Here is a 23,548-nt window from a genome sequence, read left to right as displayed (position 1 = left end):
TAAACACTCCAGGTTAACTACGGCCAGTCTGGGCACAGACTTTAGTCGTAGAAGACAGCCTATTCAGACTGGTTGTGCTACAAAAGATGATCATTCTGTTCTGGCTGGAGCTGACTTATGAAGTATCTGGGTGTTTTGCTTGTGGTGCTGTCGCAGATCGTTCTGCTTTGGCTTAATGTCCCCGCCTGGCTTTCTGTCGTGCTGGTGACTATTGTGGCAGGTGTTGCTATTTTTCTGCCCTCTCAGTTCAGCCCTGGTAAAACAGAGACTCAGATTGACGTTGCGCCCGAGCCTGATATTAAAAGCATCAATGAAGCCACTTCTAAACTGGCCATCGGCGCCGCCGAAGTTTCATTTTATATCGACGGGCTAATCAATGAAATCCAGCATAGTAGTCAGGCGAGTACCGAACTTGGCGGCGCCAGCGAGCAACTAGCCAGCACCAGCAATCAGCTCAGTCATAGCATGCAGAGCATTACGGACACGCTGCAACATACCGCGTCCTCTACCGCAGAAGCCGATGAGCGTTTACAGAAAGGGGTTAGCCGTATTAACGAACTGGCGGATTTCATTACCCACACTGCTGAAAAACTCGATCAACTACGCAGCAGCGCCGATAATATTCAGAAAATCACGGAAGTCATTACGCAGGTAGCTGAACAGACCAACCTGCTCGCGTTAAATGCCGCTATTGAAGCAGCAAGGGCAGGAGAACAGGGGCGTGGTTTTGCGGTCGTCGCCGACGAAGTCCGCAACCTGGCAGCTAAAACGTCCGGGGCAACACAGGAAATCACTTCGATGCTCAGCGATATCCGTGATCAAAGTCAGCAAAGCGCGGAACTCATGCAACAACTCAAAGTTAACAGTGATCAGGTACAGCAAGAGTTGCAGCAGACAGCCAGTGGCTTTAATAAAATCAATCAACAAATCAGTTCGGCTTCTACAACGCTTGAACAAATAGAGCAGGTCTCGGTCGGTTTATATGAAACCAGCGGTCAGATGAACCAGTCAGTCGTCAACCTTACGAAGACACTTGACGACATAGAAAACAAAGGACAGACAATCGCGGATCAGGCGGTAAGCTTATCCGAAGAAACTGAAACTATATATCTGGAGTTAAGTCAAGTCAGTGACAATAGCTTTTATGCACCTGTTTTAGAAGAAGCAAAGCGCGCCGCCAAGGCCATAAGCGATTTATTTGAAGACGCAATTGCAACCGGGGAGCTAAGCGAGTCTGCTGTTTTCAGTCAGAACTATCGCCCTATTAAAGGCACCAACCCGCAAAAATATCACACCGATTATGACAGCTTCAGCGATGACCACTTTGCAGATATTCAGGAGCCTGTTTTGCAGCACCACGCAAATATTATGTATGCAGGGGCCGTCGATCGTAAAGGGTACTTCCCCACCCACAATAAAAAATTCAGTCAGCCGCTTACCGGCAACTACGAACAGGATCTGATTCATAACCGCAGCAAGCGTATTTTCAGCGACCGCACGGGCAGTCGCTGTGGCAGCAATACGCAACCTATGTTACTGCAGACCTATAAGCGCGACACAGGGGAAATTTTGCATGACCTGTCGGTTCCAATTTTCATCAGGGGCAAACACTGGGGCGGCTTTCGTATCGGTTTCCGCCGTTAATTGTACAGCCTCCTATTGATCCCGACTTCGCGCCCGTGTGGGATGATTAACAGCGCTTAAGCACTTCAGGTAAGTGTCGCTTCCAGTCGGTATGAGCTGCAACCAGGTCTGAACAATCCAGATTAACTACTGGCGAAGGTGCTGTGCCCAGACCCGCCGGACGCGACATGCCTGCATTAATGCCCTGGTACATCCAGCGCAGCACAGTATCCCGGTCGGAGTAACAGTTAATAAGCTGACCACTGCAGGCCGCCGCCGCTTTTTGCCATTTAAGGTGATTTCTACGACCCTGAGCGGCGCCCAGTAAAATAGTATTCTCAACCCGCGGCACAGCGCCTGGCTCAGCCGTACCAGCCAGCGACTGCAAGGCATAAAAAGCCACACGGGCGCCTAAGGAGTGGCCGATAATGCTGTAACGAGTGTCGGGGGTCTGTCGAATAGCCTCTGCTAACAAAAGCCCGGCTTTACGGGCATTCATTTGCGCACCATGCCAGGCATTATCCGCCACATGAGACGCCAGACCTATAGGCAAACTACGTATACTGCCCCTCATCAGACTCTGCACACCAAGCCCGGTAAAAGTGCCGCTCAGCTCGCGCAAACGTTTCGATTCCCAGCTCAACAACCAGGTCGGCTGGGTCACGTTTGAAGCTTGCAACGCATCGCGCCAGTCGGCGTACTCACGATCATCTTCACTGAGAAAACCATTAATCACTATCAGTTGGTGCGGCTGACTTTCATCTATTTCCGTCAAAGGTATAAAGTCGAAGTTCTGCACGTCCCGAAAATAACTATGCGCCAGGCTCATGCCCTTATAACCGCCCATCGCGGCCGTCAGACTTTTGGAGCCTAAGATAACCCCGGCGGTTTTAAATAAGCCCGCCCCAAAGCCAATCTTAGCCGCGCCTCCGGCAGCCACTGCTGCAGCAGCTGTCGGCGCCATCAAAGCAGCTCCCAGGCCACCAATCACAGCACCACCGGCAAGCACACCCCAACGTCTCCGCCGTTTAAGCGGAGATTGTTGCTGCAGTTTCAAAGCGGCGCTGTAGTCAGCCAGATTTTTTATTGTGTCCATGCTATGAAGATGAGTCTCTTTAAAAGATATTTCAAGCTTTTACAGGCAAATCAATTAATTATTCATTTATCTTTACAAAAGGATATGCTAACGATAGAAGATTAACCACGAAGTAGCATTAGGGTACATATAGACTCATGCGCCGAACTGATAAGTTTTCCGGCTCTTTCTTACAGTTAGAAAAGTCGATACAACCCTTACTAAAATTAGCCAGCCTGATAACCGGCCTGGAGACTATTTTTGTCACTTACATAGATGCCGTGCAACAACGTCAGCAGGTTATCTGGGTTGAAGGCAGCGAAGACATCCAGATCGACTCCGGTACTGAACTCGACTGGTCGGACTCTATGTGTCGCTTACTCTTTAACAACGATTCAATTATCAGTACCCGGGTAAAAGACGAGTATCCGCATAGCACAGGGGCTTCCTTAGGCATGCAAACCTTTGTGGTGTTGCCAGTGCGTAACTCAGAACAGGTCATTGGCAGCCTGTGTGCGACCAGCTCCAGGCAACACAGCTTATCTCCTGAGGCTACACAGCAGCTTGAGTTACTGGCAGAAGCTATCAGCCTGCAACTTGATCAGTGGCATAACATCTCGCGCTTATCGCAACGCTATGAACGCACCCGAAAACGTTTACGCAAAGTTAAATTACACTCCGAAGAGTTGTCTCAAAAGGCCAATACCGACAGTCTCACCGGACTGCTGAACCGTCGTGGTTTTGAAAGCCGCTGGACAGAATTAAAGCAGCAACATGAATCAAGCTCAGTTGCTGTAATAGCTATTGATCTGGATAACTTCAAAGAACTTAATGACAAACATGGTCACGCTGTCGGCGACGATCTATTAACCGCATTCGGCCAGGCATTGATACAGTGCAGCCGGGATACCGACATTTGTGCACGTATGGGAGGCGATGAGTTTTTCTGGATTCTTAGTAACGCTACTGTTGCAAACGCACAACAGGCTGCCAAACGCCTGCGTGAACAGTTTAAGAAACTCTCCCAGCCGATAGCGACTGAATGCTCGTTAAGCATTGGTATTCAGGTAAAGTCGGCAAACCTGGATGACAACCTGTTGCTAGCCGCTGACAAAGCCATGTACCAGGCCAAAGGCCAGGGCCGAGCAACCACGCAGGTCGCGGCCCCGGAATAGCTTAACCTGCTCAGATGCGGGTAACCCAGTCCGGCAGATATTCGATAGCAATGGTTTCAAGTACTTTGTCAAAGCCTGTGAATATCATCAAAGCGATGACCAGCAAAGCATACCCTAATACCAGGCGACCCACTTTGGCCGAGCTTCTCAACGCCTGAATTTTAGTCCCTGCAAAATAACCAATAGCAATCAGAGGTGCCGCCGTACCTATACCAAAAGCAAGCATCACTAAGAAAGACATGGTCAGATGCTCACCGGTCGATGCCAGCGCAATGGCAGCCCCTAAGGTTGGACCCACACAGGGTAACCAGATTAAACCCAACGACCCGCCAATCACAAACTGAAACGCCGGATGGGACGAATCCGCCTGAATATTACCGCCATTGGGCAAGTAGCTAATCATGCGCGACAAACCAGTAGAAACCAACATGTTCAAACGGCTGTTCACTAAGGCAAAGCCCATCACCAGCATAAGCCCCGCAGCGAAATGACGCAGCACATCAGGGGTCGTTCCCATGCTCATAAAGAGATAAGTTAAAACCGAGCCGCCCAAAGCAAAAGTAAGCGCCAGCCCTAAGCCTAAGAACCATATCCCCGAACGTGATGCGCGCATGGCTGAAGCCGTGACTGCCGGCACCATGGGTAGTACACAGGGTGACAGCAGGCTAAGCACGCCCGCGACGAGCGCCAGCGGAATAGCTGTAAGCTCCATGCTTACTGACCCCCTGCGTCATGCTCGTTTAACGCCTCAAAAATAGCGCTTTTATTGGTTTGTGCCACACTAAACCAAAGTCGCTCGTCACCACGATACAACGCCAGAGTTGACTGGCGCGGTGCCTGAAAGTAACTGACCCACTCTTTCTGATCATCGTAGTCGACCTCAAACACCACCACTTCACTATCCGGGTTCTCTGCAAAGTAGTCATTCAGCACATCTTGCTGACGACGGCAGGTAGGACACCAGGTGGCATAGACGTCAATAAGTACTAACTTATTGTCCTCTTTTGCCTGTTCATAGGCGCTCTCGGTAAAACTATGCTTAAAGTTTTTCAGGTAGGTATCAGAAGCAGATGCCGTGCTAAACCAAATTGCGCTTGCCGCAACAACACAGAATCCAACGATTGCACTTAGAATATATTTCATAATAAGACTCCAAAGATTAAAGACCTTTGAAGTCTATGGGGCGGGCCAATAATTAGCATTGACCAAAACGCCTGCAGGATCAACCAAACTCACATTTATGCCTGCAGTTGTCGATACTCACCCGGGGCGCATCCTGCGCGCTGTTTAAAAAAGCGAATAAATGCTGTTGCGGACTGGTAGCCGACCGACTCAGCTATCTTGTCAATAGTGTCCTGGGTATGAATCAGTAAATGGCGGGCGTGCTGCAGGCGCAGCGTATCAATCACATGTTTCGGTGACATCCCTAGCACTTTGTGACAGCGCTCGGCAAAGGCACTTCGTGACAAAAAGGCGGTTGCCGCCATGGCATCCACCGTCCATTCCTGAGTCAGGTCACCCATCATGGCAACCAATACCTTCCTCAGCACATCGTCCCGCAACGCATTAAGCAGACCACTGGCAATGCTCTCGTCTGTTAATACCTGGCGAATTAAATGCAGCACAATAACATCACTTAGCCGACTGACTGCTACCGAGTAACCTGGCTGCTGCCTTGCCGCCTCATCCTGAACTATGGCGATAAGTTGCGCCAACTGATCACTCTGCTTACTAGCCGGCAAATGAATATAATCCGGCATCAATTCAAACAAAGTTTTAGTTAAGGATGACCTGACATCTACGTCATAACAAACCAGCCCCTGCTCCAGGTGCTCTGGAATACAAACCTGCGTCATGTCGCTTCCTGCCTGCTCAGCCTGCACCCGTTCATCGCTTAGCCAGTGCCGGAAACCATGGCTTAAGAACAACGCATCGCCCGCCTCCATTTTAAATTGAGTTTCCAGCTGACCCGGCATGGCAAACCAGATATGGCCCTGAGTGATCAGATGCAGCCCTGCCTTATCGGACTTTTCAGTAAGCATATTCCAGCTATTACAGAAACCCGATTCAAAATACAAACTCGAGCCAAATGCCAGTTCGCCAAGTAGCTTATCAACAGCTTCCGTTGTTTTGGTTGATTGCACCGTTGTTTCGGTCATGGTTATCAGTACTCCGAGTATCTAAGATAACGGATAGTTATTAACGAATATGGCTAGTCTATACATTAACAAGGAAAAAGTAATGCCAGATATACTCTTAGCTCGTCCGCATCCCTTCATTGTTAGCCAGGTAAAACCTTTTTTATCCGCCGCGCAGCTCACCTATGCCGCGGCAGAAAATGAAGACGACCTTAAGCGCCTGGGTAAAACAGCCAGGGCCGCAGTCGTTTCGTTAGCCTTGCAGTCCGCACTGCCACTATCAGCAAAAGAAGTCGTTGATAAACTGCGAGCAGCGTCGCCTGATTTACCCCTTGTATTCGCCAGCCTGCTGACCCACGACCAGGCAAAGTCGCAAATTCGAAGACTCTTGCCTGATGCCGACAATAATTACCTGTATTTTTCAAAAACCGATCTCGATACCCCTGAAGGACAGCAAAAACTAACCCGTGCGCTACGCAATATAATGAAATAATAATGATGATGAGATACCAGATTCGACCGTTCTTGCGCGTACTTTTTTCTTTTTCTATTTTGCGAAGAGCTGCCCTGGTATCTCTGGTAGTCGGTAGTTTACTGAACCTGATTAACCAGTCTGACAGCATTTTTCAACAGGCCCCCATTGACTGGATCAATCTGTACCTGAACTTCCTGGTACCTTTCTGCGTATCTTCTTTCAGTGCCGCTGCTCAGAATTTTGGAGACCAATCAGCACAGGAGCCTGAATAACATGGAACTAATAACTACCAATCTGGCTCAGTTAAATGCACTAAAAGATGTGATTGCCGAGCTCGGTGACCGTCAATATGCAGCCGCCTCAAAGCTACCACAGGAGGCAAGCATCGGCCGCCACAGCCGACATGTTTTGGAACACTATTCTCAGCTCATATTGGCGCTTAAAAATGGACTGCTTGATTATTCAGAACGCAGAAGAGATCCCATTCTGGAAACACAGCCTCAGGCGGCATTAACACGGATTGATGAAATTCAAGAGACACTAGGTGCCATTGATTCTCCCTATGCTCACCCTTTGATCTATCAATCAGGAACAACAAGGTTAGCCACCAACCTGGCCCGGGAACTGGATTTTGTATGCAGTCATACCATCCACCACCTGGCACTCATTCGCATCATCATGACTGACTTTGGTGTTGAGGCAGAGCCCTCCATCGGTGTGCATGCATCCACTTTGGAGTACCAGCAAAAATGTGCACCATAAGCTGGTGTTTTGAAGCTCATAAACTGCACGTCCTGATCAACCGCGACGAGCAGAACAGCCGTGCATCGGCGAGCGGACCAGAACTTTTTAAAGCTCAGGGTATAAGCGCCGCTATGCCGATTGATCCCCAGGGAGGTGGTAGCTGGACCGCTTTTAATGATAAAGGATTTGTATTTTGCCTGCTGAATAATTACCAGCATCAGGCCCAGACTCAGACGGCTAGCACAAGCCGGGGACTGCTAATCAAAAACCTTGCCCACTGTGCGAACTGGGACGCCATTAATCTTCGTCTTGAACCCAGGGCACTGACAACATATCGCCCTTTTATCCTGCTTATTTTTGACCGTTTTCATGAGCCTGTACAGTTCAACTGGGACGGGAAGCAACTGCGTCATATTCTGGCGCCCCGCTCTCCTGTTTCAAGTTCAAGCCTGGCTCCGCGCTGGACGCCCTGGCTTCGACGCACCTGGGCACGGTTAAAATTACCAGCTCATGCTGGTCTTGAGGCTCTCAAAAAATTACACGCTTCCCGAGGCATTTTAGGCTCAGCGTTTGGAATCGCCATGCGGCGTGCAACCACTCAGACGATCAGTGTGACCCATATAACCATAGGCCAGCATTTTGGCAGCATGTGCTACTGGCCCGGCTACCCTGAAGCCTTAAGCAGGGAAACCGGTGAAGATCTGATGGTTAAACTGGCCTCATCCAGCCAACCTGTAAGCAGGGTTTCTCGGGTCAGCAGCAAGACCCTTCTGGACACATACCAGCCCCAGCTTGCTCAGTCTTTCGGCCCTATAAAATGGGCGACCTTACGCTGGTTGATTGCGGAAAAAAGGCTGAATAAATTACTGCAAAAACTGGATTCGGTGCCGCCGGATCGTGTGGCAGACAAGGCATTGCAATTGCTCGGCGTGGAACCTGAGTTACAAGCGATGAGATGGCCTGATGCTAATGCCCGCCTCGTATTTGTATGCAATCACCCCACCGGGGGCGTGGACGGTTTAATAGCAATCGCAGCGCTGCAAAAACGCTACCCTAACCTCAGGGTCATCGCCAATGACGCTTTGCTGACTTTAAGTCACTTACAAGACTTGATTGTTCCTGTTTCTGTATTTGAAGCGCGCAAAGCATCCACAGCCGCCGTTACTCAGGCATTTGCCGGTAAAGCTCCCTTACTGGTTTTTCCAGCGGGTAAAACCGCGCGCTATTCTGTGCATGGAGAGTTAGATGATGGTGCCTGGGCAAAAAGCATAGCCACCTTGTCACTACGCTATCGACGCTCGTTAGTGCCTATGTTTATACAGTCACGTAATTCATCTTTGTTCTACTGCATTCATAAAGTGCGTAATTTGCTGGGAATCAGGCTTAACCTGGAAATGCTGCTGTTGCCCCGCGAAACCCTTAAACCATATATCCGGCGACCGCAGTTTTTTATTGATGTGCCGATGCAGCCCATTGAGCTGCAGGCCTGTGGCGTTAACGACCAACAGCGTATGCAATGGTGCAAAGCACGCAGTTACGCCTTGCCCCGACATTTTAACGAGGTAAACCATGACTTTCGACGTCCCCCTTGCTCACGCCGAGCAAAGCCAAGACCTTCAGCGTGAACTGGATTCGTTCAGCGCGCTGACTGAGTTTCGTGGCCTGCGGGTCTACGTGCTGCAGGCCGACGAGGCACCCATAACCATGAATGAAGTGGGCCGCATTCGTGAGGCTACTTTTCGCCAGGCCGGAGCGGGGCGAAATTTAACCCGGGATACCGATGCCCGTGATTTTGGTCCCGCCAGTTATCTTCAGCTCGTGGTCTGGGATCCTAATCGTTTGCAGATAGTTGCGCTCTATCGTTTTAAGCCCGGCAGAGATGCGATGGCAAATATTGAGGTGTTACGCACGGCGCAGCTGTTCGACTACAGTGACTTTTTTAGTAGTCGTGTTTTGAAACAGTCGATTGAGCTGGGTCGCTCAGTAGTCAACCATGAGGCAGGTGCCGCCCGGTTTGGATTTTTTGCACTCTGGGCTGGGTTAAATGCTTTGCTTGCACAACGAAAAGAGGTCAACTACTTTTTCGGTAATGTTTCTTTATATAAAAGCCTCGGGCCAGAAGCCCTGGATATTATCATCACCTTCTGTCAGCAGCTGTATGCACCACCTGAGCCGTTGATGACAGCCAAACCCGGTCTCAACTATCAAACCCAGGCAAGACTTGATTTTACAGCGGCCACATCTCTTAACGACAGGCCCCGTATTCAATACTTGCAGCAGCAATTAGCCGCTACCGGCAACCAGATACCCAGGATTTTACAATCGTATTTATCGCTGGGGTCACATATCTGGTTCGGCGATGCCGCGTTGGACGATGACTTTGCCGACGCTTACGAACTTAGCATTATCGTGCCGGTAGCCAAGATAAACCCTCAACTACGTCAAAAGTTAACTTAACGATGGAGTACAATATGACTGATTTTAATATCCACACAAAAGACAGTGCCCCACAAGGCAGCAAGGGCTTACTGGAAAAAGCGGAACAGGCCGCTGGCTTCATTCCTAATTTATATGGCGTCATGGCCGAAGCGCCTCAGCTACTCGAGGCTTATCTTACGCTGGATAATCTGGCCAATAAAACCAGCCTCAACAAAGAAGAACTGACCGTGGTCTGGCAAACCGTGAATGTTGTAAATAACTGTCATTATTGCCAGCCAGCGCATAGCGCCATTGCCAAGCAAATGGGCGTATCTGATGAGCTTAATCAGGCTATTCTGAATGATAAGAAACTTGAGGACGACAAACTCGAGGGCTTACGTCAGTTTACCAAGGCCATGATTAAACAACAGGGCAAAGTTGATGAGTCCGCAGTAAAACAATTCTATGACGCCGGCTACAAGCAGCAGCAAGTGCTCGAAGTGATTTTAGTCATAGGCCAGAAAACCCTGAGCAATTACACTAATTACATGGCGCAAACGCCTGTCGACGAGCAGTTCAAATAAGCGCATGCTTTATTCTGAACTCTGACTAAACTGGCATTCCAGTTGCTCTGGTCAAGAGCGATAGGAATGCCAGCAGCCATACATATAAAGGGCACAGCCGAATGAAAAAATCGTATCACTGGATATTACTGTCAATGGCTGCTGCTGTTGGCAGTGCGCAGGCCAGCCTGAACTGGCAGGCCGAAGACATCATAAAATGGGACTCCCATTCTTTTGAAGGTCACACTCAATATCTATTGGTTGATGAGCAGTTCGGTGACCGCGAGCCAGCCCATGTGCTAGCCCAGTGCCAGGACGGACAGGCCTCAGGGTTATTTTACCGTGGTGACATTGATTTAGACGAGACCCCCATGATCAGCTGGGAGTGGCGCATCACTCAATTTCCGGACACTGATGATGAACAACAAAAACGCGGCGACGACTTCGCCGCCCGTATTTATGTGCTGCGCGAACACTCTATATTACGCTGGCGCACCCGCGCGCTGAACTACGTCTGGACCCAACATACCCCAGTTGGCCAGGACTGGCCCAACCCCTTCGCCAGCCAGGCACACATGATAGCGCAACGTCAGGGAGTTCCCGAAGACGGTGAATGGCACACCGAAACCCGGGACATGAAAGAAGACTTCATCAACTTTCACGGCGAAGCCCCGGATAAAATAAACGCCATCGCCATCATGACCGACTGCGACAACAGCAACTCATCCGCTACCGCCGCCTATCGTTCGATTCGGGTGCATGCTCGCGAAGCTGACATTCAATAGCACGTACCTAGATATACCGAATATTCATAGTAATTTGATGCCCCCACCAAAGCTTCTATATATATCAATCAAGCGAGCGAAGTTTTGCTGCTCCACCTGAGCCAGGCGATCGCTGCTGCGTAACAGCTCCCGTTCTGACTCCAGTAATTCCAGAAACTCAGCACCTCCTGCCTGATAACGGGCTCGCGCCAGAGACACTGCATTATTGCCTGCACTCCATTGCTGTTCCAGAGCTAACTGTTGCTGGCGACTGAGATTATAACTGTGCAACGACAACTGCATATCCGCAATCGCATCAAATACACTTTGCTCAAATTCAGCCAATGCCATGCGCTGACTGGCATTAGCGGCCTGTATGCGGCTGCGCACCGAACTCAGTTCCGCAACCTGCCAGCTGAGCGTAGGAGCTACCGCCCAACTGCGCTGCTCCGAGCCCAAAGACAGGCCCGGAGTGGAGGCAAACCCCAGAAAACCATTCAGCGATAAATTGGGGTATAAGTCTGCAGTGACAACACCAATTTCTGCGGTACGCGCCGCTAGCAAACGTTCGGCACTGGCCACATCCGCACGATAGCGCAAATAGTTCTCACCATTTGCGATGGCCACGGGCCCCTGTAGCCCCGGAAGCATGGCAACTTCACCCAGTTCAAGTTGCTCAGGGCGTTGACCGGACAGTGCCGATAAGGTGAGCTCAGCCGTCAGCAAGGCCAGTTCAAAATCAGGCACCAGCGCTTCGACTTCATGTACCTGGGCTGCAAAACGAGCTTTTTCCAGTTCAGAAGCCATGCCCGCTTCATAACGGGCAATAATAATGTCCTGACTCTGACGCAGGTTTTGCAGGTTCTCCTGTGCTACCAGTAAGCGCAGTTGGGCACCGCGGTATTCACCGTAACTGGTGGCTACCTGACTGACTAGTTGCAGTTGCGCGTCGTGCCACAGAATTTCTGCATAGTCAGCCTGTGCAGCCGCCGCTTCACTTGCCCGTCGTAATTTGCCAGTCAGATCCAGGTCCCAGCTCAAACGCGCCCCACTCTGGTAACCGCGTAGTACCTGATCTCCGCCTGCAAAAAGAGCATTACGGTTTGCCTGATAACCGGTTTCCAGACCCAGATCGGGCATGAAGTCGTTATCCACATCAGTGAAAACCGCATAGGCACGCTCTACATTGGCGCTTGCACTGGCCAATGTGCGATTGTTCTGCAAGGTGATATCTATTAATGCATCAAGGTGGGGATCTGCAAACGCCTGCCACCACTTTAAAACGTCCTGCGGCTGTTCATAAGGACTGCTGAAATCAATATCAGCAACCTGCTCTGGTTGTGCATAGTCAGGCCCAACCGTCGCACAGGCAGTTAAAGACAGCAGTGAAAATAGCAGCCCTGCGGCTTTAAAATTACGCATGCGGCTTCTCCTGTAACAAAGTACCCTGCTCAGCTTCAGGCTTTTTATCCGCCCGGACTGCCAGCATGTAATAGAACAATGGCGTCAGTATTAAGCCAAAAACAGTAACCCCGATCATGCCCGAGAACACAGCCACACCAATGGCCTGGCGCATTTCTGCACCTGCCCCTGTGGAGAACACCATAGGCACTACCCCCATAATGAAGGCAAAGGAGGTCATCAGTATGGGCCGCAAACGAAGCCGGGTCGCCTGCAAAATCGCATCCATAACCTGCATGCCCTGATCCTGCAGGCTTTTAGCAAATTCAACGATCAAAATAGCGTTCTTAGTGGCTAAACCAACAAGCACTATCAAGCCTATCTGAGTGAAGATATTATTATCTCCGCCATAGAGGAGCACGCCGCTCATCGCCGACAATAAAGTCATCGGAATAATCAGAATAATCGCCAGGGGCAAACTAAGGCTCTCATACTGAGCCGCCAGTACCATGAAGACCAGCAAAATAACCAGCGGGTAAATAAGTAGCCCAGCGTTACCTGCCAGAATTTGCTGATAACTCAGTTCTGTCCACTCATAAGTCACACCATTTGGTAGCGTCTCCAGCAAAATGCGCTCTATGGCCGCTTCCGCCTGACCACTACTGAATCCTGGTGCAGGCCCACCGTTAATCTCTGCGGTGGTGAAACCGTTATAACGCATCACCCGATCAGGGCCTGTGCTGTGCTGAATATCAATAAAAGACCCCAGCGGCACCATATCTCCCCATTGGTTTTGCACTCTCATCTGACGTATCTGATTCAGATCCTGCCTAAAGGGCTCGTCCGCCTGGATATTGACCTGATAGGTACGACCAAACTGATTAAAATCATTCACATACACAGAGCCCATATAAGCCTGCAGTGTCTGAAAGATCTCGTTCAGCGATACTCCCTGCTGTTTGGCTTTGGTGCGGTCAATATTCAGATCCAACTGAGGCACGTTCACCTGATAACTGGAAAAAACACCTGCCAGCTCTGGAGTTGCCCAGGCTTTTTGTATCACTTCAGAGGTCACCCGGTAGAGTTCTTCGTAACCGAGATTCGCGCGATCCTGCAACTGCAGCCGGAATCCACCAATGGTGCCCAATCCCATCACCGGTGGCGGTGGGAAAATAGCTACAAATGCCGAATCAATGCCACTAAAAGCAGCATTCAGTTCACCGGCAATGGCTGCGGCTGACAATTCAGGCGCAGTGCGCTGATCAAAGTCACTTAAACCAACAAAAACAATGCCGCTGCTGGGGCTATTAGTAAAGCCATTAATACTCAAACCTGGAAAAGCAACAGAAGTCTCAACGCTAGGATGCTGCAGGGCAATTTCTGACATTTCCCGGATTACAGCATCGGTGCGCTCCAGTGAAGAAGCATCCGGCAACTGTGCAAAAGCTATCAGGTACTGCTTATCCTGTTCTGGCACATAACCGGTCGGTGTTGATATTAACTGCAGCCCGGCTACACCCACCAGCGCCACATAAAGCACACCCACCACAACACCAAAACGAATGACTTTTTTCACCAGCCAGCCATAGCCATTTGATAAACTACTAAAAAAGCGATTAAAAGGCGCAAACAACCAGCGGCCGAATACCCGGTCGAGAGCTCGTGTCAGCCAGTCTTTTTTCGCATCAGGGCTTTTCAGTAACAATGCCGACAACGCCGGACTTAAGGTCAAAGAATTGATGGCTGAAATGAAGGTGGCGATAGTGATAGTCAATGCAAACTGTTTATAAAACTGGCCGGTTAACCCACTCATAAAAGCGGTTGGAATAAACACCGCGGCCAGCACTAAGGTAGTCGCCACTATAGGGCCTGTTACTTCTTTCATGGCTTTACGAGTGGCCGCAACGGGCGCCAGCCCTTCCCGAATATTACGCTCCACGTTTTCAACCACCACAATGGCATCATCCACCACGATACCAATAGCGAGCACCAAACCAAATAACGATAGCGCGTTTAACGAAAAACCCAGTAAGTGCATGATGGCGAAAGTGCCAACCAGAGAAACGGGCACCGCAACCAGAGGAATAATAGAAGCACGCCAGGTCTGCAGAAATAACACCACAACCAGCACTACCAGTAGGACGGCTTCCAACAAGGTTTTAATAACCGCTTCTATCGACCCCCGCACAAAGACCGTAGGGTCATATACAATGGAGTAATCCAGCCCCGCCGGAAAATCTTCTGACAACTCACCCATCCGTGCACGCACATCATTAGAAATCTGAATAGCGTTAGAACCTGAAGCTTGGAAAATCGGCATGGCCACGGCTTCTTTATTATCCAGCAAAGAGCGTAAAGCATAGGTAGAAGCGCCCAGTTCAATGCGGGCAACATCTTTCAGGCGGCTGATTTCACCTGCCGGGCCAACATCAATAATAATGTCTTCAAACTCTTCTACTGTCTCCAGGCGACCTTTGACATTAATCAGCAGCTGAAAGTCTGCAGAGCCACTCGGCTGCGCACCTAAACTGCCGGCCGCGGCCTGTTGGTTTTGCTCACGAATGGCGGCAATCACCTGCTGGGTCGACAAATTTAAAGCCGCCATACGATTAGGATCAAGCCACACACGTAAGCTGTATTCACCTGCACCAAAGAGCTCAACATTGCCCACGCCCTCAATACGGGACAATTCATCTTTCACATTCAAAGCAGCATAATTCGACAGGTAGAGCATGTCATAGCGATCATCGGGCGATGTTAAATGCACCACCATCGTCAAATCCGGTGACGACTTTTGCGTAATAATACCCAGCCGCTGCACTTCTTCCGGCAGACGGGGTGTTGCCCTGTCGACCCGGCTTTGCACCTCATTCTGCGCACGATCCACATCAGTGCCTATGGCAAAAGTAACCGTTAACGTCATGCGCCCATCTGAAGTCGCCTGAGAAGACATGTACAACATGTCTTCCACACCGTTAATAGCCTGCTCCAACGGAGAAGCTACTGTTTCTGCAATGACCCGAGGGTTAGCCCCAGGATAATTTGCGGTCACCACCACCGTGGGTGGCACTACATCCGGATATTCGGTAATAGGCAACTGCCAGACTGCGATAGCGCCCGTTATAAAGAAAATAAGTGAGATAACCGCAGCGAAAATAGGCCGGGTAATGAAAAACTGAGAAAACATACAAGGCCCCTATTAACGATCTGCTGAATATGCGTTGTCATATTCAATCCGGGCAGTAAGTCTGCGGCTGCCAGTGTCTAATAATTCCTGCGTCATGCGCAGACCATCTAACTGTTGCTCAGTGGCCATCTCGTTCCAGTCCGGCTGCACCATCATATTTGGCTGAACCCGTTGCAGGCCATTGACCACAATGGCATCGCCTGCCTCCAATCCCTCATCAATAATGCGCAGCCCACCGACTTTATTGCCCAAAGTCACCCTGCGGTATTCCAGTTCATTGTCGCCATTCAACACGAATACAAATTTATTGCTGAGATCGGTGCCTATCGCTTTATCATCAATTAATATCGCCTCACGGGAAGCACTGCCAGCCAGCTTAATGCGGGCAAAAAGCCCAGGTAACAGCAGATCGTCATCATTTTCAAAAACCGCACGCAGGCGTATGGTGCCGGTTTGTTGGTTGACTCTGTTATCAACAAAGTCGATACGCCCCAGATGGTGATAATCAGTATCCGTCATCAACGCCATAAACACGGGATTGCTATGCTGCTGCTCACTGCGGGTATCAGCGCGTTTGCCTTGCGAGGCAAGCTGAGCGTATTTCAGGTAGCTGTGTTCATCAATATCAAAGTAGGCATGCATTTTTTGCGTGGAAACCAGGCTGGTAAGCAGTGTCTGTCCCGCCGTTACGTAGTTGCCAGCGGTCACCTGTGCATAGGATATGCGGCCATCCATAGGAGCCTTAATTCGGGTATAACTCAGATCCAGCTCAGCTCGTTGCAAGGCCGCTTGCGTAGCAGCAACCCTGGCCTGAGCCTGTTGTTTTTGTGCCAGACGAGTTTCCAGAATTTCATCAGACACCGCTCGTTGCGCACGCAGGCTTTCCGCTCTTTGGTATTCATTCTGCGCAAGTTTGCTGGCACTTTGCGCGCTTTCCAGTTCAGCGCTGATGCGGGCGACTTCTGCTGCAAAAGGCGCTGCGTCAATCTCCAGAAGTAAATCGCCTTTACTGACTAGCGCACCTTCCACAAAATGCCGCCGTTGAATATAACCAGAAACCCGTGGTACCAGAGTTACCGTCTCAGGAGCCTGCAAGCGCCCAGTGAATTCATCCCACTCGGTCACCCGCTCATGAATCACTGAAGCAACCTTAACCTGAGGCAGCGGTTGCTCTGTTGACGCCTCCATCTGTGGACTGCCACATGCCGTCATTATCAGCGCAGCGACGCCCGCAGTTAAAAATTTTATAACCAAATTGTGTTTACCCATGACAAGTCCTTAATGTGTGCCCACCGTTTTAACGTGAACACCTGCCGATTAATTTTGTACCAAACGGTAAATATATACGACACAAAGAGACTGTCAAGATAATTTTGTACCAAGTGGTAATTAATGTCTATGATGCAGTAAGCCGATACACAAAAGCAAATCAACTATCCGCGAAGTCGTGCAAACACTCCAGGAACAGGCTATAAGTAAGCATTATGTACTAGTCGGTAAGCAACTTTGATGGACAAACCACCATCGACTCCTTAAAATGTAACAGAGTATTTTCCAGGAGCATTTATATGTCGGTTTGCAAAAAGAAGTGTCGTATTTCTGTCGGCCGCCCCCGCGCTTTTGATGTGGATAACGCATTGGAGCAGGCATTGGATGTCTTTTGGCGTAAAGGTTACGAAGGCACCTCTATGGCTGATTTGACCCAGGCGATGGGCATCAATAAACCCAGCTTATATGCCACTTTTGGTAACAAAGAAGCGCTTTTTCTAAAAGCTATAAAACTCTATGAAGAACGTCCTGGAGCCTTTTTCTACTCAGCCCTGAAACAGCCCACAGCTTATGAAGTTGCAGAACGTATATTATATGGTGCCGCCTGCAGCATGGCTGATAGCGACCACCCTCAGGGCTGTGTCATCGTTCAGGGCGCCCTTTCCTGTAGCGAAGAGTCCGACTCAGTTAAAAAAGCATTGATTGAACTGCGTTGTGAAGGCGGGGAAGCCCTGCATAATCGTTTTCTTCAAGCTCAAAAAGAAGGTGACCTGCCAGCCGATGTGGATGCCAAAGTATTATCCCGCTACCTCGGTACTGTGGTTCAGGGAATGGCTATTCAAGCCACCAACGGCGCTTCTTCGGAACAGTTAAAAGAAGTTGCAGAGCTGACACTACAAAATTTTCCGCAATAAAAAGCCCCCCACAAACAAACTCCTTACGAATGAGTTGCAGTTTGTAAAGAAATCGTAAATGATAGGCAATGAAGCAAGGATGCTGCGCTGTGACAATTCCATCAAATGGCCTCATCCGGCTTCATGTTAATTTTATAAAAAACAGAAAGGAAATAATATGAAGTGGTTTTTAAAAGTGGTTCAGAATTACGCTGTCTTCCAAGGCCGCGCTCGTCGCAAGGAATATTGGATGTTTGCGCTGTTTTACGCAATTTTCTATGTATTGGCCATTGTTCTTGATGGTGTGTTAGGCACATTGCATGCTGAAACAGGTATTGGACTTATTACCACTATCTATCTCCTGGCATTACTTATCCCATCACTAGCTGTTTTGGTACGTCGCTTACATGATACCAATCGCAGTGGCTGGATGGCTTTGCTTATGCTGATCCCTTTAATAGGCTCAATCATAATTTTCATCTTCATGCTGCTAGACGGCACTCAAGGTGAGAATGACTATGGTTCTGATCCTAAGTTAGCGAGTGAATAGGCAATGAAAACTATTAAAATAATGTCCATTATCGGTATTGTTCTATTTTCTCTCCTGCTTCTAGCCCTTTTAGCAACTATTGAGATAGACCTTGAAGCCGCCGCAGGTTTTGGCCTTCTTGGTTTACTTTATGGTATTGCTTTATCTATCGTCGGCACGGTATGTGCCAGCAAAGCTAATAAGGATTCATAATGTCAAAAATAAAGTATCTTTCGGTTTTAGCCCTCGCAGCGGGTCTTTCCGCATGCAGTGGTGCAACACCTGACTGCAGCTCAGATGAGACTCATGAGTTGGTTTTCGAAATCACAAAAGATGAATTAGCTAATGCGGTGGGCCGCGAAACTGCAGACTCATTTTCATTATCACTGGACATGATTCGCACGCTCTCGCGTGACGAAGATGTTGGTTATTTTGAATGTGCTGCAGAAATGACCCTGGAGGTGGAAGGTCGTTCTGATACCGCACCTATTGAATACACCGTAACTCCAACCGACGACAAAGAACATTTCTATGTCGAAGTTTTCGGTTTATAAAGACCAGAAAGGCAGCAGCGAACAGTTGCTGCCTTTCTACTAACACTGAGAATACATAACTATGATTTATTGCAGAGGCTGTGGCAAAGAGCTGCACGAAAGCGCCATCAGTTGCCCGCATTGCGGAGCTCGTCAACAATCGGCTACCGGCCAGGGGAAAAACAAAGTAGTTGCCGGTGTACTCGCTCTTTTCCTGGGAGGCTTTGGTATACACAGATTTTATCTCGGTCAATGGTGGGGGATTTTTTACTTGTTATTCTTCTGGACCTTCATCCCTTCATTTATCGCTCTTATCGAGGCTATTGTATTTCTCGTCAGTGGCGATCAACAATGGGAACAGAAATACGGAGGCCCAAGCTGACCCTGGTCAATAACCACCTGAAATAAATAACGTGAAGCCCCAGAATATTCCTTCTCGGGCTTTCTCTAGAATTGCGTAGTCAAAATCTCGCGCCCCTGATAACGTATCTGGATATGCCGGATATTCACAGTCGGTACCTGGACGTTGAAATACCCATTGCTTTGGCTGGTGCTCTCAGAGGTCTGTTCAACCGCAAAACGTCGTTCAATCTGCTGCCCCTGGCTGTCCGTTGCGATCAACGTGAATGGCCCAAAAGTTTCCCGGCCTGCGGCTCTGTTCAGCTCGAAATGACTGAGTATTTCAGTTTCGCCCTTCACCTGATCAATCACACCGCTGATATAGGTGCTAAACACCGGCTGAGATAAGGTCATCACGTCGAAGTCCTGGCTCGCGGTAAAAGGCTTAGGCGGATTCATCGTCAGATAGTCCTGAGCTTTTTCATAAACCCAGTCCGAGATAAAACGCGGCCGACAATAACTCATGATATCCGCATAGTCTTCGCTGCCATAGGTCCGTCCGAAGTCATAATCCACACCCACACTGCCTATAAATTCAGGTGGATAAGGATAATTGACCTCTACACTGGTCGGCCCTCCGCAGGCAATATGGCCAATGCTGAAGTTGTGGCCTAACTCATGGGCAAAAGTGCCATGCACTCCCCAGGAGGCATCCCAGGTAACTCCCACCACGCCAGGCATAAAGGCAACTCCAGCGGCGTCCTGTGTGCCTAGGGTATCCAGGTTAAAGAAGCCATGGTAGTGATGCTGAGCTCCTTCTTGCGCATGCAAATCTCTGAGCATATACAGCAAATCATGAGCCCCCAGGCTCTCTCCTTCGCGCTCAACAATAAAGGGATCGCGGCGCTCAATGATCACATCACTGAACGGCCAATAGGTTTTGACTGTCTCTCTTAACACCGCGTCAGATGGGATGGTCGGCTCCACGCCGTCCACGACCATAGGCACAATAGTAATATAGAGGTTTAAAGGATCCGCAAAACTCGGAGTAGCGCGATATATCACATCATCATCCATGCTGATAACGATTTCAAGACCAGCCTGCATCCACTCTGCTGGCATTTGCACCTGATAGCTACTGTCCAGCGCATCATAAACAGGCGCCGTTGAAATGGCTTCAGGTGCCGTCATGCTTAAGCTTTGGCTCTCGCCGTTGAGACGCAACTGAACTTCCAGCTCAGGAGGCTCTGGATTGCCATCGGCAATCATATGCGCCCGCAGTAAGGCACTGCGCTCCGGCACCAGGTAAGGGTTGGATTTAAAAGTTACTTGTCCCCAGTCAACCGCAGCTAAACGCAGTTTGCTGCTATCATTGGCACTGTTATCCACCAGGGTTGACGCTACGTGTGCCGGGTTTGGAAACAGACCATCTTCAAGGTAGAGATCCAAGGTCTGTATATCAAGTTGCACATCCAGGGTCGTTGACCCTGCTGTTCCGCAACTTTCTACCAGTATATCCATAACCCTGGGTTGCTGAGCATGCAGATTGAAATACAAAGCACAGTCCAGATCGCCCTCAGCATTGGTATCCCAGGACAGCGTCAGCTTAGTATCCTGCAAACTCGCGCTCAGGTTGCCTTCATAATATTGATCTGACGACGGGCAGAGTGACCAATTCGATGAACTGCTGACTGAAGTTTCTACACTATATTGTCGCAGTTCATCGATAACATCACGCGTGACGGGTTGCTGCAGACTGGCACAGCCGTTAACACTCAAATAGCCATAACTTCCCTGATGGGGTAAACCAGAGTCCAGTGTTGGACGAATATCAAGCAGCCCTGTCTGAGTCAGTATCAGCGTATTAAGCTGGCTCATGGCTTCAACAAAATCAATCCGATGTAGTCTGCGGTTATAACTTAAGTTTAAAGATTCAAGGTGACTCAATTGACGCAAGGCCTCATAACTTTCTGGTTCTGCATCCAGGTGAAGCAACGACAGCTCAGTTAACGGCAGTCCTGCCAGGGGTTCGATGTTGGCCGAACCACGATACTCAATGTGCAAACGCTCGAGGGGTAAAGCCGCCAGTGCTTCAAGATCCGCGGAACTGGTCTCAAATGAAAAATCCCGCAAACTACTGGCTGCCTGAATACCACTTAAGTTATGTATACGGTTGCCCTGATGAAGAAGCCGCAGTGAATCAACCGACGCCACCCGTTCCTCAGTAAGAAATTCTTCAGGCTGCAAAGCAAGTGCATCGCGAAACCCCTGCATTAAGTGGTCATCGGCGAAGTCATGGTCCTCAGGAGCCATAAAAAGAGCATATAACCAGCAGTCGTTTGTAGCCACCAGAGAAACCGAGTTGCCGTCTCGCTCAATGCTACAGGAACCACCAATGCCGCTGGCATTAAAATCCCTCAGGCTGCGTTCACCATAAGGCATTAAATCAATAGTAACGGTTTCGCCATAACGGAAGCTTGCGGCTTCTTTGCGCTCACCATGTACTTGCGCCTCGCCGTTAAAAACATTGAACGTCAGTTCAACTTCAAGATCAGAAGCTGGCGCATCTATATAGAGATTGAGTATGCAGGCCTCTACAATAGGATCCGTGGTTATTAACAGCTCAGTTTCAAAACTGTTTTGCGCCTCAATACTGTCAACAGGACAACCCTCTATATCCTGTAAAGACCACTGTGAATCCGGTAACGTCAGCACGAACACCTGCTGCTCGTTGTAATCAACAACACTGCTTTCGGGAGTAATAGAGGGCACATCAGAGCCACCAGGCGATTCGCCAAAATGCAATTCTGCGACTAACTCAAAGGTCAATTGCTCAAAGGTCGCACTGATCTCACAATCCCTAGTGACCTCGTTAATGGTATAGCTGCTGCCACTTAACTGACCTCCACAGCCACTCACATTCGCAATTTCAAAACCTGTGCGTGCTCCGACCGTAAAACTCGCCGACCGCCCTTCTTGCACCGTCATCTGTCGGGGAGCAATAGAGCCTCCGGTACTGATTGAGGTGGTAATGTCGTAGCTTCGCGTACTGTCGCTACCACAGGCCGCAAGCAACAACGTAAAAGAAACCGCCAACAACGGTGCCGATATCGCTTTTCTTATTGTTGAGTTATTTTTTCTCATCAGGCCACACTACGGGTAGGTAATCAGCTGTACAGCTGATAACGAGGTGCGTAAATTTACGCGCCACTGGGTGTGCGCTGAGGCTTTAGCCTCAAGGCATAGAGGACTTGCCGCAGACTGTTTTCGCAACTGCAGGCGCTGTTGTTCATTCAGAGAAAGCAAAGACGCCTCGTCAAACAGGCTCTCCGGCCAGGTCAGACAAAGCTGATCCTGTTGCTGTTCCAACTGCACCAGGGGCAGCCATTCGTCCTGCGGCGGCAACATCTGAGTCGCTTCCACCGCATACAATTGAGTGCCATTGTCGTAGAGCGCTAGTTTTTCAATGGGAAGATCGCCCTCAGGCACCGCAATAGAAAAATGCAGCGGCCCTTTACTCACTTCACGCACCGTTACCGGAATAGACTCAGAAGCGTCATTAATACGAATTGAATAATTTTCAGTCGTTGTCGACTGTGGCCAGTTCACCAGCGGCGTAGCCAGCTGCAAACGCAACTCATCAGGGGCAGCAAAAGTACCACTTAGCATAATGCCCTCAATGTCCGTATTCAGCTGCAAAGGCAGCTTCGCAGAGACGTCCCGCTGGGCCCCATTATTGTTTTCAGACTGAGAGCAGGCTGCCAGTGAGAAGCAAAGCATACTGATGAGGGCAAGCTTAGATAAAGCAGATACTGGCATACATCATTTCCTCTTTATGAAGCAACGATAATAGCTCAGAAATATCAGGGGCAGAATAACCTATATGTTATACAACCTGAGCTTTGAGTATTACCGTATCTAATGTGAAATCGCCGACCACACTTTAACCCTTCGCTCTCTTCCTTCAACATTTAAGGTCCCTAACCACTTAAATTAGTTGATAATTTTTTAAAAATCGAAAAAACTATGCCCATTGTTTGTAACAACTTCTACTTCGAGTACGTCATTGATGCTGCACTGATGAGAATATGCTCGGTACGACTCACCAAATGATAATTGAACAGTCCGTTCCAGATCTGTTTTGGTTCCATCTGGAAATCCACAATTTCCCCGATTAACGATAATATCCTTGACCACTACGTCATTCATGACTGCTTGGACACTTATAATAAGTGTCCCATAATACGGATTTGTATCGATCCACAATTCAACGTCCTCGGGGGTGGAGCAAGCAGTCATAGATAAAGTAATTGCTGTAAAAATGACTATAGAGAGTTTATTTACAAGCCGACGAATACTAAAGAATAGTGGCAACCTACTCAATCTCACTATAGCGCCCATTCTCAATTGAACTAGCATAGT

Annotated in this window: 23 protein-coding genes; 14 read left to right on the top strand and 9 right to left on the bottom strand. The window is 49.2% G+C overall.

Annotation, left to right across the window (positions count from 1 at the left end; genetic code table 11):
• Positions 1–117: 117 nt before the first annotated feature.
• Positions 118–1,644, top strand: a complete 1,527-nt coding sequence (locus CWE09_RS13850; protein WP_126804661.1) for a methyl-accepting chemotaxis protein — start codon at positions 118–120, stop codon at positions 1,642–1,644.
• A gap of 46 nt (positions 1,645–1,690) precedes the next feature.
• Here the strand turns inward: CWE09_RS13850 and CWE09_RS13845 are convergent, their stop codons facing one another.
• Positions 1,691–2,719 (bottom strand): DUF726 domain-containing protein, encoded by a 1,029-nt coding sequence (locus CWE09_RS13845; RefSeq protein WP_126804660.1) that lies wholly within the window; start codon positions 2,717–2,719, stop codon positions 1,691–1,693.
• Between the two features lie 137 nt (positions 2,720–2,856).
• On the opposite strand from CWE09_RS13845, the gene CWE09_RS13840 reads away from it, so the two are divergent.
• The gene (locus tag CWE09_RS13840; protein WP_126804659.1) at positions 2,857–3,873 is read left to right on the top strand and encodes a sensor domain-containing diguanylate cyclase; all 1,017 of its coding nucleotides are present in this window, start codon (positions 2,857–2,859) and stop codon (positions 3,871–3,873) included.
• Between the two features lie 10 nt (positions 3,874–3,883).
• Here CWE09_RS13840 and CWE09_RS13835 read toward each other — a convergent pair whose 3' ends face one another.
• The 3 genes from CWE09_RS13835 to CWE09_RS13825 form a co-directional block, all read right to left on the bottom strand.
• Positions 3,884–4,585, bottom strand: a complete 702-nt coding sequence (locus CWE09_RS13835) for a cytochrome c biogenesis CcdA family protein (RefSeq protein ID WP_126804658.1) — start codon at positions 4,583–4,585, stop codon at positions 3,884–3,886.
• A 2-nt stretch (positions 4,586–4,587) separates the two neighbouring features.
• A complete protein-coding gene (locus CWE09_RS13830; protein ID WP_126804657.1) occupies positions 4,588–5,016 on the bottom strand; it encodes a thioredoxin family protein in 429 nt (142 codons plus the stop codon).
• 95 nt (positions 5,017–5,111) lie between these two features.
• Entirely contained in the window at positions 5,112–6,032 is a 921-nt protein-coding gene (locus tag CWE09_RS13825) for an AraC family transcriptional regulator (protein ID WP_126804656.1), read from the bottom strand.
• A gap of 82 nt (positions 6,033–6,114) precedes the next feature.
• Between CWE09_RS13825 and CWE09_RS13820 the strand changes: the two genes are divergently transcribed.
• From CWE09_RS13820 to CWE09_RS13790, 7 genes are all read left to right on the top strand, one after another.
• Positions 6,115–6,504, top strand: coding sequence for a hypothetical protein (locus CWE09_RS13820; RefSeq protein WP_126804655.1), 390 nt, complete (start codon positions 6,115–6,117; stop codon positions 6,502–6,504).
• Positions 6,505–6,506: 2 nt separating this feature from the next.
• Entirely contained in the window at positions 6,507–6,758 is a 252-nt protein-coding gene (locus CWE09_RS13815) for a hypothetical protein (protein ID WP_241974385.1), read from the top strand.
• A 1-nt stretch (position 6,759) separates the two neighbouring features.
• Positions 6,760–7,248 (top strand): hypothetical protein, encoded by a 489-nt coding sequence (locus tag CWE09_RS13810; RefSeq protein ID WP_126804654.1) that lies wholly within the window; start codon positions 6,760–6,762, stop codon positions 7,246–7,248.
• A complete protein-coding gene (locus CWE09_RS13805; protein WP_126804653.1) occupies positions 7,236–8,855 on the top strand; it encodes an NRDE family protein in 1,620 nt (539 codons plus the stop codon). The genes CWE09_RS13810 and CWE09_RS13805 overlap by 13 nt, the downstream gene beginning before the upstream one ends.
• Positions 8,800–9,687: a GNAT family N-acetyltransferase gene (locus CWE09_RS13800; RefSeq protein ID WP_126804652.1), complete on the top strand. Its 888-nt coding sequence runs from the start codon at positions 8,800–8,802 to the stop codon at positions 9,685–9,687. Before CWE09_RS13805 ends, CWE09_RS13800 begins: the two co-directional genes overlap by 56 nt.
• A gap of 14 nt (positions 9,688–9,701) precedes the next feature.
• Complete coding sequence (locus CWE09_RS13795) at positions 9,702–10,232, top strand: carboxymuconolactone decarboxylase family protein (RefSeq protein ID WP_126804651.1); 531 nt, start codon at positions 9,702–9,704, stop codon at positions 10,230–10,232.
• A 101-nt stretch (positions 10,233–10,333) separates the two neighbouring features.
• Positions 10,334–10,996: a DUF3047 domain-containing protein gene (locus CWE09_RS13790; protein ID WP_198679804.1), complete on the top strand. Its 663-nt coding sequence runs from the start codon at positions 10,334–10,336 to the stop codon at positions 10,994–10,996.
• Positions 10,997–11,020: 24 nt separating this feature from the next.
• Here the strand turns inward: CWE09_RS13790 and CWE09_RS13785 are convergent, their stop codons facing one another.
• The 3 genes from CWE09_RS13785 to CWE09_RS13775 are packed head-to-tail and all read right to left on the bottom strand — an operon-like array spanning position 11,021 to position 16,832.
• The gene (locus CWE09_RS13785) at positions 11,021–12,397 is read right to left on the bottom strand and encodes an efflux transporter outer membrane subunit (protein ID WP_126804650.1); all 1,377 of its coding nucleotides are present in this window, start codon (positions 12,395–12,397) and stop codon (positions 11,021–11,023) included.
• Positions 12,390–15,563, bottom strand: a complete 3,174-nt coding sequence (locus CWE09_RS13780; protein ID WP_126804649.1) for an efflux RND transporter permease subunit — start codon at positions 15,561–15,563, stop codon at positions 12,390–12,392. Before CWE09_RS13780 ends, CWE09_RS13785 begins: the two co-directional genes overlap by 8 nt.
• A 12-nt stretch (positions 15,564–15,575) precedes the next feature.
• Positions 15,576–16,832 (bottom strand): efflux RND transporter periplasmic adaptor subunit, encoded by a 1,257-nt coding sequence (locus CWE09_RS13775; RefSeq protein WP_126804648.1) that lies wholly within the window; start codon positions 16,830–16,832, stop codon positions 15,576–15,578.
• Positions 16,833–17,131: 299 nt separating this feature from the next.
• Between CWE09_RS13775 and CWE09_RS13770 the strand changes: the two genes are divergently transcribed.
• The 5 genes from CWE09_RS13770 (at position 17,132) to CWE09_RS13750 (ending at position 19,169) form a co-directional block, all read left to right on the top strand.
• Positions 17,132–17,746 carry a TetR/AcrR family transcriptional regulator gene (locus CWE09_RS13770; protein ID WP_126804647.1) on the top strand — a complete coding sequence of 205 codons (615 nt, stop codon included), beginning with the start codon at positions 17,132–17,134 and terminating at the stop codon, positions 17,744–17,746.
• 157 nt (positions 17,747–17,903) lie between these two features.
• Positions 17,904–18,275 carry a DUF805 domain-containing protein gene (locus tag CWE09_RS13765; RefSeq protein ID WP_126804646.1) on the top strand — a complete coding sequence of 124 codons (372 nt, stop codon included), beginning with the start codon at positions 17,904–17,906 and terminating at the stop codon, positions 18,273–18,275.
• A gap of 3 nt (positions 18,276–18,278) precedes the next feature.
• A complete protein-coding gene (locus tag CWE09_RS13760; RefSeq protein WP_126804645.1) occupies positions 18,279–18,467 on the top strand; it encodes a hypothetical protein in 189 nt (62 codons plus the stop codon).
• On the top strand, positions 18,467–18,808 hold the full coding sequence (locus CWE09_RS13755; protein WP_126804644.1) for a hypothetical protein: 342 nt from the start codon (positions 18,467–18,469) through the stop codon (positions 18,806–18,808). Before CWE09_RS13760 ends, CWE09_RS13755 begins: the two co-directional genes overlap by 1 nt.
• A 61-nt stretch (positions 18,809–18,869) precedes the next feature.
• Positions 18,870–19,169 carry a TM2 domain-containing protein gene (locus CWE09_RS13750; RefSeq protein ID WP_126804643.1) on the top strand — a complete coding sequence of 100 codons (300 nt, stop codon included), beginning with the start codon at positions 18,870–18,872 and terminating at the stop codon, positions 19,167–19,169.
• Between the two features lie 65 nt (positions 19,170–19,234).
• Here CWE09_RS13750 and CWE09_RS13745 read toward each other — a convergent pair whose 3' ends face one another.
• The gene (locus CWE09_RS13745; protein WP_126804642.1) at positions 19,235–22,270 is read right to left on the bottom strand and encodes a zinc metalloprotease; all 3,036 of its coding nucleotides are present in this window, start codon (positions 22,268–22,270) and stop codon (positions 19,235–19,237) included.
• A gap of 9 nt (positions 22,271–22,279) precedes the next feature.
• Positions 22,280–22,945 (bottom strand): hypothetical protein, encoded by a 666-nt coding sequence (locus tag CWE09_RS13740; protein ID WP_126804641.1) that lies wholly within the window; start codon positions 22,943–22,945, stop codon positions 22,280–22,282.
• Positions 22,946–23,548 lie beyond the last annotated feature (603 nt).

It is taken from the genome of Aliidiomarina minuta, from assembly GCF_003987145.1.
Taxonomy (GTDB): Bacteria; Pseudomonadota; Gammaproteobacteria; order Enterobacterales; family Alteromonadaceae; genus Aliidiomarina; species Aliidiomarina minuta.
Note: the sequence above shows the minus strand (reverse complement) of the source record. Positions and strands in the feature narration are given on the sequence as shown.